This is a genomic window from Pseudoduganella sp. UC29_106, assembly GCF_044055365.1.
GTDB lineage: Bacteria > Pseudomonadota > Gammaproteobacteria > Burkholderiales > Burkholderiaceae_D > Rugamonas.
In genome coordinates, this window is the sequence record NZ_CP171977.1 from 3,162,908 (window position 1) to 3,175,970 (window position 13,063).

8 protein-coding genes, 2 pseudogenes and 2 riboswitches are annotated in these 13,063 nt (G+C 60.4%); of the genes and pseudogenes, 5 read left to right on the forward strand and 5 right to left on the reverse strand.

The window, feature by feature from the left end:
• Positions 1-201: 201 nt before the first annotated feature.
• Positions 202-1,856 (forward strand): annotated as a pseudogene (locus ACHMW6_RS16180) (3-(methylthio)propionyl-CoA ligase).
• Positions 1,857-1,890: 34 nt separating this feature from the next.
• Here ACHMW6_RS16180 and ACHMW6_RS16185 read toward each other — a convergent pair.
• The gene (locus tag ACHMW6_RS16185) at positions 1,891-3,720 is read right to left on the reverse strand and encodes a S8 family serine peptidase (protein WP_395408085.1); all 1,830 of its coding nucleotides are present in this window, start codon (positions 3,718-3,720) and stop codon (positions 1,891-1,893) included.
• Between the two features lie 394 nt (positions 3,721-4,114).
• Here ACHMW6_RS16185 and ACHMW6_RS16190 point away from each other — a divergent pair, with 394 nt between their 5' ends.
• Positions 4,115-4,996, forward strand: a complete 882-nt coding sequence (locus ACHMW6_RS16190; protein ID WP_395408086.1) for a PEP-CTERM sorting domain-containing protein — start codon at positions 4,115-4,117, stop codon at positions 4,994-4,996.
• 57 nt (positions 4,997-5,053) lie between these two features.
• On the opposite strand, the gene ACHMW6_RS16195 is transcribed toward ACHMW6_RS16190, so the two are convergent.
• The 3 genes from ACHMW6_RS16195 to ACHMW6_RS16205 form a co-directional block, all read right to left on the reverse strand.
• Positions 5,054-6,874, reverse strand: a complete 1,821-nt coding sequence (locus ACHMW6_RS16195; RefSeq protein ID WP_395408087.1) for a S8 family serine peptidase — start codon at positions 6,872-6,874, stop codon at positions 5,054-5,056.
• Between the two features lie 104 nt (positions 6,875-6,978).
• Positions 6,979-7,067, reverse strand: a riboswitch (cyclic di-GMP riboswitch).
• 258 nt (positions 7,068-7,325) lie between these two features.
• Positions 7,326-8,723, reverse strand: coding sequence for a S8 family serine peptidase (locus ACHMW6_RS16200; RefSeq protein WP_395408088.1), 1,398 nt, complete (start codon positions 8,721-8,723; stop codon positions 7,326-7,328).
• Position 8,724: 1 nt separating this feature from the next.
• Positions 8,725-9,102, reverse strand: a complete 378-nt coding sequence (locus ACHMW6_RS16205) for a hypothetical protein (RefSeq protein ID WP_395408089.1) — start codon at positions 9,100-9,102, stop codon at positions 8,725-8,727.
• Between the two features lie 123 nt (positions 9,103-9,225).
• A riboswitch (cyclic di-GMP riboswitch) is annotated at positions 9,226-9,312 on the reverse strand.
• Between the two features lie 244 nt (positions 9,313-9,556).
• Here ACHMW6_RS16205 and ACHMW6_RS16210 point away from each other — a divergent pair.
• Complete coding sequence (locus ACHMW6_RS16210; RefSeq protein WP_395408090.1) at positions 9,557-11,644, forward strand: 3-hydroxyacyl-CoA dehydrogenase NAD-binding domain-containing protein; 2,088 nt, start codon at positions 9,557-9,559, stop codon at positions 11,642-11,644.
• Between the two features lie 43 nt (positions 11,645-11,687).
• Here ACHMW6_RS16210 and ACHMW6_RS16215 read toward each other — a convergent pair whose 3' ends face one another.
• Positions 11,688-12,194: a GNAT family N-acetyltransferase gene (locus tag ACHMW6_RS16215; protein ID WP_395408091.1), complete on the reverse strand. Its 507-nt coding sequence runs from the start codon at positions 12,192-12,194 to the stop codon at positions 11,688-11,690.
• Positions 12,195-12,231: 37 nt separating this feature from the next.
• Here ACHMW6_RS16215 and ACHMW6_RS16220 point away from each other — a divergent pair.
• Both ACHMW6_RS16220 and ACHMW6_RS16225 read left to right on the forward strand, forming a co-directional pair.
• A pseudogene (locus ACHMW6_RS16220) lies at positions 12,232-12,471 on the forward strand (ABC transporter substrate-binding protein); the annotation flags it as partial.
• Between the two features lie 76 nt (positions 12,472-12,547).
• Positions 12,548-12,973 (forward strand): hypothetical protein, encoded by a 426-nt coding sequence (locus ACHMW6_RS16225; protein ID WP_395408818.1) that lies wholly within the window; start codon positions 12,548-12,550, stop codon positions 12,971-12,973.
• The last annotated feature ends 90 nt before the right edge of the window (positions 12,974-13,063 follow it).

Below are 13,063 nucleotides of genomic sequence, written 5' to 3' on the forward strand. Positions count from 1 at the left end.
GTAAAAGGCGGGCGGCAGGCTCGCGAAGGAATTGTCAAAGGGGAGGGCGGCGGCAGTAATGGCATTTCCAATCATCAAACGAACAGGCGCATTTTAGCGCAGCGCGCCGCATTGCATGTTTTGCTGCGGTGCGCCATTGAAATCCGTTGACGCTGGGATGGCCACAGCCACATGCTTGTCAAAAACTAAAGGGAGACTGTTATGCAGGCATATCCGAAGAGTCCGCTGATGGGCCAGATGATGGACCAGCCGCTGCTCATTTCCAGCATTATTGAGTTTGCCGCCCGCCATTACGGCGCGACGGAAATCGTTTCCCGCCGCGTGGAGGGTGATGTACACCGCTATACCTGGCGGGATTGCCTTGCCCGCACCCGGCAACTGGCCAATGCGCTGGCGTCCCTTGGGGTGAGCATGGGTGACCGCCTCGCCACCCTGGCCTGGAATGGCTACCGGCACCTGGAGGCGTACTATGCCGTGTCCGGCTGGGCGCCGTGCTGCACACGATTAATCCGCGCCTGCATCCGGAACAGATTGCCTACATCGTCAACCACGCGGAAGACCAGTTCCTGCTGTTCGACCTGACCTTCCTGCCTCTGGTGGAAGCCATTGCCCCGCATTGCAAGGGCGTGCGCGGCTGGGTGCTGATGGCGGACGAAGACCGCCTGCCGGCCGAAACGAAGATTCCCAATCTGATGAGTTATGAGTCGCTCCTGGCAGGCCAGCCTTCAATCTCCGAATGGCCGCTGTTCGACGAGAATTCCGCCGCCACCCTGTGCTACACCTCGGGTACCACCGGCCATCCCAAGGGCGCGCTGTATTCGCACCGTTCGACCGTGCTGCACGCCTACGGCTCGGCGATGCCGAATGCGCTGGACGTAGGCGCCCGCGATACCGTGCTGCCTGTGGTGCCGATGTTCCATGTGAATGCCTGGGGCCTGCCATACTCGGTGCCGCTGAGCGGGGCCAAGCTGGTTTTCCCTGGCGCGGCGCTGGATGGCAAGTCGCTTTATGAGCTGTTCGAAGCGGAAGGCGTGACCTTTTCGGCCGGCGTGCCTACTGTCTGGCTCGGCCTGATCAACTATGCGCAGCTGAACAAGCTGAAGTTCTCGACCTTCCGCCGCACCGTGATTGGCGGCGCGGCCTGCCCGCCAGCCATGATGGATACGCTGATCGACGAATTCGGCGTGGACGTCGTGCACGCCTGGGGCATGACGGAGATGTCGCCGCTGGGAACGACTTGCGGCTTGCTGGCACGGCACACGAAGTTGCCGCTGGAGGAGCAGCGCAAGGTCTTGCGCAAGCAGGGGCACGCTATCTATGGCGTGGACATGCGCATCGTCAGCGATGAAGGCGAGGAGCTGCCCTGGGACGGCAAGACTTTCGGCCACCTGCAGGTGCGCGGCCCCTGGATCATTTCCTCCTACTTCAAGCAGGAAGGCGGTGACGTGCTGGACCGCGGCTGGTTCCCGACCGGAGACGTGGCCACCATCGACGCAGACGGCTTCATGCAAATTACCGACCGCAGCAAGGACGTGATCAAGTCCGGCGGCGAGTGGATCGGCACCATCGACCTGGAAAACATCGCGGTCGCGCACCCGGCGGTGATGCAGGCAGCCTGTATCGGCATCCGCCATCCAAAGTGGGACGAGCGTCCGTTGCTAGTGGTCGTGTGCCGGCCCGGCATGTCCGTCAGCCGGGAGGAGCTGCTTGGCTTCTTTGAAGGGAAGATTGCGAAGTGGTGGATGCCGGACGACGTGGTCTTCGTCGAGGCGCTGCCGGTAGGCGGCACCGGCAAGATCCAGAAGAACAAGCTGCGCGAGCAGTTCAAGGACTACAAACTGCCGACAGCCGGATAAAAAAACGGCCGCATCGCTGCGGCCGCAAGGCTGATTACTTAGTGACCCTGACGGTGGCATAGGCCCCGTTATTCGACGCATCACGGACCAACGCATAGATCATGTGGGAGCCGGCCGCGATATTGGTCGTATCCCAGGCGTAAGACATGGAACTGCCGGAACCGGTGGCGCGCAATGCGCCGTCAACATACAGCTGAATTTTAATGCCGGCCGGGCCCATATTGTCGGATGCCTCAACCTTTACGTTGACCAGACCGCTGACCTGGCCGCCGACCGGGTTGGTGATCTTGACCACTGGCACGATTGTATCGTTTACCGGGGCTGGCGCCGGGGCAGGTGTTGCGTTTGCCACATTCACCGACACTGGCGTGGACGAAGCCACGTTGCCGGCAGCGTCGTACGCCACGGCGGTCAGCGACACCAGCCCATTTGCAACGCCCTTGGTATCCCAGGAGAAGGAATACGGTGCCGCGGTGTCGGTCGCGACCACGGTGCTGTTCACTTTCAGCTCCACGCGGGCCACGCCCACGTTGTCGGCGGCGTTCACGTTGACCGTGGCGGTGCCGGAAACCGTGCTGCTGGCGGCCGGGGAAGCGATTGCTACGGTCGGCGCGGTCGTGTCCACTGGCGTGCTTGCGGCAATCGCGGCGTTCACGGCAGCGGCGGCATTCACACGGCCGTAGCCGAAGTAGATGTCACGGCCGGGCGAGCCCAGGTCGGTGGCGGTCGAGAAGAGCAGGCTTTCGATCTTGTTCGCGTCCAGAGACGGATTGGCGGACATCATCAGCGCGGCAACGCCTGCAGCCACGGGGCTCGCGAAGGAAGTGCCGTTCCAGCCGCCGTAAGAGCCGCCGTTGACGGTCGAATAGATCCCAGAACCCGGTGCGGACAGGGAAACGAAGCTGCCATAGCTGGAGAAGCTGGAGCGGTTGTCGGCGCTGTCGGTCGCGGACACGGCGATCATCGTCGTGGTCGGCGTGAAACCTTCGTCGCGGTTGGAGTTGCCAGCCGAGACGAATAACAGGCCGCCCTTGCTGCGCAGGTATTGCGCGGCGCTCTGCACGGCGGCGCTGGTCGGCACGCTGGCGTAGCTGATATTGGCTACGCGCGCCCCGTGGTCGGCTGCATAAGTCACGGCGCTGGCCATGGTCGAGAAGTAGGCATAGCAGCTGCCGGTGGCAGCGTCCTTGTACGCGATACGCAGCGGCATGATCCTGGCCTGTCCGGCCACGCCCGCCACGCCGGCGCCATTGTTCATGGCGGCAGCAGCGGTGCCGGCGACGGCGGTGCCATGGCCGCAGACGTCGCTGGTGTCCGCATTATTGTTGTAGACGTTCCAGCCCGGTACCAGGCGCGAAGCCAGGTCGGGGTGGGTCGGGTCCACGCCGCTATCCAGGATGGCGATGGTGACGCCAGCGCCCTGGGCCTTGTCCCACGCGAGGTTGGCGCCGATCTTGGCGAGGTGCCATTCGCTGCCGTAGTAGGGGTCGTTCGGCACAGCGGTCAGCAAGACCTTGCGGTCCAGTTCCACGGCCTTGAAGTCAGGATTCTTGCGCAGGGCGGCCAGCACGGCTTTTTCATTGCCGGAAGCGATGTCCACGATGTTGATATTGCTCTGGCCCATCTTGCGGCGCTTGCCGCCATGCGGACGGATAGCGTTATCGAAATTGGCCGAGGTCACACCCTCGCGAGGGATGACCAGGATGCGGCCGCGGGCGAATTCGCCGTCGGCCAGGTCTTCGTCAGCGGCGCCATGCTTGGCGTGCGCTGCCGGCGCCATCGCGCTCAGGGCAGCGGCGACAGCGAAAAAGGATGCGGTGATGAGGGTGTTGCGGGGCAGGGAGATTGCAGATTGCTTGGTCATTGAGTCTTTCAACGCGGTGATGAGATAACTCAAGTGATCTTAATGGAGCACTTTTTGAGGAGTAATCAAAATTTCTTTTGAACAGAAAATATGTGGCTTATTATCCTGGACGTTTTGCAACTTTATTGCTGAGTTAAAAAATGAACTGAACACATAAACCATCTGTTGCCATTTTTTACTACATTGTTTCTTGTGCATCGCTTAGTTCTCAATATTAATTTAACTGGCTCTATGGCATGCCTATGTCATTGATTTAAAACCCATAATGTCGAATTTTCTTACAACTGCTGACTGCGCATGCAAAAGGATAGCTGTAACTAATTGATTACACGTTGATTAGAGGTTTAGGCATATTTTATGCATTATATTTTTGCAGACAAAAAATGGGGATGTCATGAAGACATTTAAAAGGAAGCTGGGAACTATCGCTGGAGCAATAGGAATGCTGTTCAGCATGAGCGCGCATGCAGATCTGGCATTGGACCTGACAAGTGCGGGCGCGTCGGGCACGCTCGGTACCGCTTTTTATAAGCAAGTGCCCGCGCAACCAACCGGCAGTGGGGTGATAAAGTCATTCGTGCGTGTGCGCGACGCGAGTGCGACGGTCGTGCAAGGCTATAACACCACGGTTTCGGGCACCTATAATAACGACGGCACCGATACCTATAACCATGAAATTACGGTCGGGCAAGTCGGCCTGATCGACACCACTCCCGGGGTTCCGGGTGGCGAAGTGATGCGGTTCCTGCTTGACATCAACCAGACCGGAGCCAATCCCAAGCTGAGCCTGGATGAATTGCAAATCTACATTTCGACTAACCCGAATCAGTCGCTCACGCCGACTATGAATCAAGGTACGCTGCTCAACCCGCTCAACAGCTTCCTTGTGTACCAGATGGATTCTGGCAGCCAGAATAATCGGGTCGATCTTGACTTCTCACTTAATAGCGGCAGCGGTAGCGGCGATATGACGGTAGACATCCCCGTTGCGTTACTGAATGCCGCGTTTACTGCAGGCGGCATGTTGTTCGATACCCTTGCCGAAAGGAATGGCGCGTATATTTACCTTTACTCACGCTTTGGTCAAGTATGGCCGAATAACGACGGCTATGAAGAATGGACCTACCTGAAAGGTGGTCCGCTGGACAATCCTTGCGTTCCGTCCCCGGGCAACCCCTGCGGCACGCCACCGCTGGAAACGCCCGAGCCAGGAACTCTCGCGCTGCTGGGAGCCGGCCTGTTCGGCCTGGCCTACAGGCGCCGGCATTTGTTCTGACCGCAGGTCAATAAAAAACCGGCAGCCTTGGCTGCCGGTTTTTTTATTGCTTGAAGCTTACCTGCTCGACACGTTCACCGTAGTGGTGGAAGTGTTGCCAGCAGGATCTTTCGCAACTGCCTGGATCGAGTGGCCTCCGCTGCCGGACTTCTTCGTATTCCAGCTGTACGACAGGCTGGAGCCGGAACCCGATGCTTTCAGGGCGCCATCCACATACAGCTGCAGGGAGATGCCGGAATTGCCGCTGTTGTCAGTTGCGTTCACAGTCACGTTCACATTGCCACGCACCGTGTTGCCATTCGATGGATTGGTGATCTTGACCGATGGTGGCGTAGTGTCGACGGCTGGAATTGGAGCAGTGACGGTGTTAGCGACGTTCACGGATACTGGCGTCGACGATGTCACGTTGCCCGCAGCGTCGTATGCAACTGCAGTCAGGGTCGCCAGACCATTGGCTACGCCGTTGGAATCCCATGCGAAGGCAAACGGCGCCGAGCTGTCGGTGGCGACGACGGTGCTGTTGACCTTCAGATCGACGCGAGCCACGCCCACGTTGTCCGCTGCGTTGACGTTGACCGCCACGGAGCCGGAAACGGTGCCGTTGGCCGATGGCGAAGTGATTGCCACGGTCGGGGCGGTGGTGTCCGGAGCCGGAGTGGTGGACGAGCCGGCGGCTGCTTGTACGGCAGCAGCGGCGTTCACGCGGCCATAGCCGAAGTAGGGGTCGCGGCCGGCGGCGCCGAGATCCACGGCGGTCGAGTACATCAGGCTTTCGATCTTGGCATTGCTCAGCGACGGATTGGCGGCCATCATCAGGGCCGCCACGCCGGCTGCCACGGGGGCGGAGAACGAGGTGCCGTTGACGCCGCCGTAGCCGCCACCCTGTACGGTGGTGTAGATGCCGGCGCCCGGAGCGGACAGGGACACGTAGTTGCCGTAGCTGGAGAAGCCGGCCTTGGCGTCGGTGCTGTCGGTCGCGGACACCATGATCATGCTGGTGGTCGGCGTGAAGCCTTCGTCGATATTCGAATTGCCGGCCGAAGCGAACATCAGGCCGCCCTTGCTCTTCAGGTAGTTGGCCGCGCTGATGATGGCCGAGCTGGTCGGCATTGCAGCGTAGCTGACGTTGACGATACGGGCGCCGTGATCGGCGGCCCAGGTGATGCCGCTGGCGATGGTCGAGAAGTAAGCGTAGCAGCCGTAGGTCGGGTCGACATAGGCAATACGCACCGGCATGATCTTGGCCTGGCCAGCCACGCCGGCCACGCCGGCGCCATTGTTGGCAGCTGCTGCAGCCGTGCCGGCGACCTTGGTACCGTGGCCGCAGACGTCGGCGGTGTTGGTGTTGTTGTCGTAGATGTTGTAGCCGGGCACCATGTGCGGGGCCAGGTCAGGGTGGGAGCCGTCCACGCCGGAGTCCAGGATCGCGATGGTCACGCCGCTACCCTGGGATTTGTCCCAGGCCACGTCGGCGCCGATCTTGCTGATGTGCCACTCGCTGCCCAGGTAAGGGTCGTTGGTGGTGGTGGCGATCGGAACGCGCTTGTCCAGTTCAGCGTATTTGAAGTTGGGGTCGTTCTTGAGCTGTTCCACAACTTCCTGTTCCGAAGCGCCGGCAGGCAGGTCGACGATGTGCAGGTTGCTCTGGCCCAGCTTGCGGCGCTTACCGCCTTTGGTTTTCAGAACTTTGTCGAAGTTTTCTTCGGTCAGGCCGGCGCGCGGCTCAACCAGGATGCGGCCGCGGGCGAAACTGCCATCAGCGTCCGGTTTTGCGGCATAAGCCGACGGAGCCAATGCAACGAAGGCGGCGGCTACGGCGAAAACGGTGAGGGAGGTTTGGGAGACGAGGGAGGATGCTGCAATGGAACGATTCTTCATAGATGGTAGTCCAGTTTTCGAAGTTACAGAAAAGCGGACTGCCGCGCCAGGTCTTGCGACCCGCGTGAAGAAGACATCTCCTCGGGTGTCCCCGATGAGTTGCATCTGGCAGTCCTGCCGTCATAGGGACCGGAGCCCCTTTAGACCGTAGACTTTGCGACCCATGCTTTCGCATGGTTTGCCTTTGTCAGATTTCTGCCCAGATATTAATTAAGGAATTTACGGCTGGCAACCGCAATCTTTAATTAATTTTTCTGTTGTTGCACATTAGTCTGATCACTATGCAAAGTTGGTTGGCGTAATTTTACTGGGCGAAACATTGAACGTATACAATGCCTTACAATAACTTACATCAATTATGCATAGCAACTTTTCTAATGCAAGTAACAATAATACTCAAAATAAAAGCCAGGTATTTAACCTGGCTTTTTATTTAGCAAGAGCTATTATCTCAGCGGCTATTCACTTGCACTTGGGTATTAGTGGTATTACCCGCCTTGTCGCGTGCCACAGCCTGGATGGTGTGGACGCCGCTGCCGGCCTTCTTGGCATTCCAGGAGTAGCTCATCGAGGAACCGTTGCCGCTGGCCTTCAGGGCGCCGTCGATGTAGAGGGACATCGAAATCCCTGCTGCGCCGCTGTTGTCCGAAGCGTTCAGGACGATGGATACATTGCCGGTGACCGTGCCGCCGTTGGTCGGATTGGTGATGGCCAGTGCCGGCGCGGCGGTGTCAACGACCGGCGCAGCAACGGTGTTGGAGACGTTCACCGAGACCGGGGTCGAGGATGCGACATTGCCGGCGGCGTCATAAGCCACGGCAACCAGCGAATTCATGCCGTTGGCGACGCCATTCGAATCCCAGGAGAAGCTGAACGGGCCGGAGGTGTCCGTCGCCACTACGGTGTTGTTGACCTGGAGCTCGACGCGCGCCACGCCGACGTTGTCGGAAGCATTGACGTTGACGACGACGATGCCCGATACGGTGCCATTGGCGGAAGGCGACGAAATCGCCACCGACGGAGCGGTAGTGTCCGGCGCAGGAGCATTCGCGGCGGCGGCCTGTACTGCAGCGGCGGCGTTCACACGGCCATAGCCGAAGTAGGGGTCACGGCCAGCGGCGCCAAGATCCACGGCGGTCGAGTACATCAGGCTTTCGATCTTGGCATTGGTCAGGGACGGATTGGCGGCCATCATCAGGGCAGCCACGCCGGCTGCCACAGGGGCGGAGAACGAGGTGCCGTTGACGCCGCCGTAGCCGCCGCCCTGCACGGTGGTGTAGATGCCGGCGCCCGGAGCGGACAGGGACACGAAGTTGCCGTAGCTGGAGAAGCCGGCCTTGGCGTCGGCGCTGTCGGTCGCGGACACCATGATCATGCTGGTAGTCGGGGTAAAGCCTTCATCGATGTTGGAGTTGCCGGCCGAAGCGAACATCAGGCCGCCTTTGCTCTTCAGGTAGTCAGCCGCGCTGATGATGGCCGAGCTGGTCGGCATTGCAGCGTAGCTGACGTTGACGATACGGGCGCCGTGGTCGGCGGCCCAGGTGATGCCGCTGGCAATGGTCGAGAAGTAAGCGTAGCAGCCGTAGGTTGGGTCGACGTAGGCAATACGCACCGGCATGATCTTGGCCTGGCCCGCTACGCCTGCCACACCGGCGGCGTTGTTGGCGGACGCGGCGGCGGCGCCGGCGACCTTGGTACCGTGGCCGCAGACGTCGGCGGTGTTGGTGTTATTGTCGTAGATGTTGTAGCCGGGTACCATGCTGCCGGCCAGGTCGGGGTGGGCGCCGTCCACGCCGGAGTCGAGGATGGCGATGGTCACACCGGCGCCCTGAGTTTTGTCCCAGGCCACGTCAGCGCCGATCTTGCTGATGTGCCAGCTCGCTGCCCAGGTAAGGGTCGTTGGTGGTGGCGGTGACAGGCACGCGCTTGTCCAGTTCGGCGTATTTCAGGTTCGGGTTGTTTTTCAGCAGCGCGATAACGGCTTTTTCGGACGCATTGGCCGGCAGGTCGACGATGTGCAGGTTGCTTTGGCCCAGCTTGCGGCGCTTGCCGCCGTGCGGTTTCAGGATCTTGTCGAATTCGTCTGCCGTCAGGCCGGCGCGCGGTTCGACCAGGATGCGACCACGGGCGAAGTCGGTGTCGTCCTTGGCGGCGAAGGCTGGGGCGGCGAGGCTTGCGAAGGTAGCAGCGATGGAAGCGGCGGCGATGGTGGTAGCGAATTTCTTCATTTTGAGGAGTCCTGTATTTTCAAAAGTTTCTGAAAAGAGGACTGCCCCTCGGCCCAAAGGACCGATTGAAGACGCCGCCGGCGGCTCGTAAAGACGAGTCACATGCGTGTACAGAGTACTTAGTCTGGCAGTCCTGCCGTCATAGAGCCGAAGCCCCTTAGACCGATGACTTTGCGTCCCGCGTTTTCGCACGGTTTGCCCTTATCAGCTAATTGCTGGAGAGAATGTTAGACGATGGATTTCTGCATGGCAAGCATTTTTTCGTGAATTCTTTCCGGTGTTGGATTTAATATTTTTCTGAGGCAAATCAATGACTTAGAAAATATCAAGTTTTCTTAAAAATAAGTAACAAGTATTAATACAATGTCCATTCTTCATAACAATAGCACGGCCGTTCACTTTTGCGGTATAGTAAGCGTTGGAGACACCCATCACTCACAGATAAGGAAGCGAAATGAGCGCAGAATACGCAGTCCAGGGATCCGTAGCCGTCATCACGCTGAATAATCCGCCCGTCAATGGCCTCGGCCACGCGACGCGCACGGCAGCCGTCGAAGGCGTGCGGCGCGCGCTGGACGATGCTGCCGTCAAGGCCATTGTCATCACGGGCGCCGGCAAAGCCTTCTCTGGCGGGGCCGACATCAAGGAATTCAATTCGCCCAAGGCGCTGCAGGAACCCACGCTGCACTCGCTGATCCGTGTCGTCGAGAATTCGACCAAGCCCGTTGTGGCCGCCATTCACAGTGTGGCGATGGGCGGCGGCCTGGAGCTGGCGCTGGGCGCGAACTACCGCGTTGCGCTGCCGGGCGCCCAGATCGCCTTGCCTGAAGTGAAACTGGGCCTGCTGCCCGGCGCCGGCGGCACACAGCGCCTGCCGCGCGTACTGGGTCTGGAAATGGCGCTGAACATGATCGTGTCCGGCGCGCCGATGCAGTCGGAAAAATTGGCCGGCACCGGCATCTTCGATGAAATTTTCCCGGCCGGGACCGACTTGATTGCAGCGGCCGTGGCATTTGCCGAAAAGATCGCCGATGTGCGTCCGCTGCCGAAAGTGCGCGACCGCAAAGTCGATTACCCCAACCACGAAGCCTTCCTGCAATTCAGCCGCAATACTGTAAAGGCCGTGGCGGGGCCTTTCCCGGCGCCGCTGGAGTGCGTGGAAACCGTCGCTGCGTCGATCACGATGAAATTCGAAGACGGCCTGAAATTCGAACGCGAACGTTTCCTGCACCTGATCCAGACGCCGGAATCGAAATCCCTGCGACACGCCTTCTTTGCAGAGCGCGTAGCCAGCAAGGTGCCGGATGTGCCGTCGGACACGCCTGTGCGTGAAATCCGCAAGGCGGCGGTGATCGGCGCCGGTACCATGGGCGGCGGCATCGCAATGAACTTCGCCAACGCCGGTATCCCGGTCATGCTGCTGGAAACGAAGCAGGAGGCGCTGGACAAGGGCATCGCCATCATCCGCAAGAATTACGAGAACACCCTGAAGAAGGGCAAGCTGACGCAGGAGAAGTTCGAGCAGCGCATGGCGGCCATCAGCGGCACGCTTGATTACGCCGCCATCGCCGATGCGGACATCGTCATCGAAGCCGTATTCGAGGACATGGTCGTGAAGGAAACCGTGTTCCGCAAGCTGGATGAAGTGATGAAGCAGGGCGCCATCCTCGCCTCCAACACGTCCACGCTGGACCTGGATAAGATCGCCGCCTTCACGAAACGCCCGCAGGACGTGATAGGCCTGCACTTCTTCTCGCCGGCCAATGTGATGAAATTGCTGGAGATCGTGCGCGGCAAGGAAACGGGCAAGGATGTGCTGGCGACGGCGCTGGCGCTGTCCAAGAAGCTGAAGAAGACGGGCGTGGTGTCCGGCGTGTGCGATGGCTTCATCGGCAACCGCATGATCGAACAATACTTCCGCCAGGCCGGTTTCCTGCTGGAGGAAGGCGCGCTGCCGGAACAGGTGGACAAGGCGATCGAGAAGTTCGGCTTCCCGATGGGCCCATTCCGCATGAGCGACCTGGCCGGCAACGATATCGGCTGGTACATCCGCAAGCGCCGCTACGTGGAGAAGCCGGAAATCGCCTATTCCAAGACCGCCGACCTGCTGTGCGAAATGGGCCGCTTCGGCCAGAAGACGAGCGCCGGCTGGTACGACTACAAGGAAGGCGACCGCAAGGCCTATCCGAGCACCGTGGTGAACGATATGATCGTCAAGCATTCGGCTGATATTGGCGTGCAGCGCCGCAAGATCAGCGATATGGAAATCGTCGAACGCCTGGTGTTTGCACTGGTGAACGAAGGGGCGCTGATCCTGGAGGAGGGTATTGCCTTGCGCGCCTCCGATATCGACATGGTTTACCTCACCGGCTATGGCTTCCCGCTGCACCGCGGCGGCCCGATGTTCTATGCCGACACGGTGGGCTTGCCGAATGTGCTGGCGGCCATCGAAGGCTTTGCCAAGGGACGCCACGGCGAAGCCTGGCAACCTGCGCCGCTGCTGCTCAAATTGGCCGGCGAAGGCAAGGGCTTCAACGGCTGATCAGGCGATCAACTTATGCGCTTGCGCATGCGGGACAGCGGCACTAAGACGTCGTCCGGCAGCGCAAGCGAGAATTCTCCACCACTTCAAAACCGCATGCCTGGTAGAGCGGCACGCCGGGCATTGTTGCGGCCAGTTCCATCACCCCAAACCCTGCGCGCGCCGCCTCGGCCTCGCAATGCTCCATCAGGCGGCGTCCCAGGCCCTGGCGCGGCACGGCAGGATCGACAAAAAAGGCGCGGATGCGCGCAGGCTCGGTCGCTGGATCGAGCAGCGGATCGGCGCCCTGTTTGGTGCGGTCGGCGCCGAACAGCGTCGCGCGCTTGCTCCAGCCGCCGCAAGCCAGCAGCTCGCCGTCCCGTTCAATCACAAAGTAGGTCTGGTCTTCCACCAGTTGCGTGTCGACGCCGAACACGTACTGCGTAACCGCCGCCGCCTGTTCGGGCGTGTAGAAACCACGGCTCAATTCGATGCCGGAGCGCCGGATCAGCGCCTCCATGCGCGGGATGTCGTCGCGGCAGGCTGGCCGCAGTAGGGCTGGAGAGGTCATGCGCCGATGGTATCATGCTCCTTCCGTCGGAGGACCCATGCGCAAGTTGGCCGCGATCCTGATTTTCCTGTTCTGCCTGCCCGCGACTGCGCGAGAGCTGCTGGTGATCGGCTCGCATTTTGAACGCGTGTATGAGCGGGGGCAGGAGGATCAGATTGTCGGCCTGGGGCCGGAAATCGTGCGCATCATCGCCGGGCGCCTTGGGCACAAGGTGCGATTCGAGCTCTATCCCTGGGCGCGTGCCCAGGCCATGCTGGTACAGGGCAAGGCGGACATTCTGGTCGGCCCGTACAAGAACATGGAACGCATGCAGACCATGGCGTTTTCCGCGGCTACCGTTCTACCAGGATCAGATGGTGTTCTATGCACGCAACGGCACGCCGATCGACTGGAACGGCGACTTCACCACGCTGGGCGAGGTGCGCATCGTGACGCTGAATGGCTGGGCATACGGGCCGGCCTTCGACCGCGCCAGGCCGCAGCTACGCCTGAGCGTTGCCAATAGCGTGGAAAGCGGCTTGAAGATGGTGGCGCACCAGCACGTGCAACTGTTTGCCAGTAACCGGCGCAATACGGAACCCGTGCTGGGCAGGATAGGGCTGGCGGGGCAGATCACCATGCTGCCGCGCGTGATCGAGGTGCAGGATGGCTATTTCGCCTTCCCGCGCCGCGTGTCATCCGACGCGCTGCGCAAGGAATTCGATGCGGAATTCCAGCGCTTGGTCGACAGCGGCGAATTGAAACGCCTCGGCCAGCGGCATGAGGTGAATGTGCCTTAACGGGACACGCGGGTGGCGGCGCGCGGCGGATCAATGATCCGCCCTACGCCGCAACACGACATCCAGTTTGAGTCCCGAAGGGATGTAGGG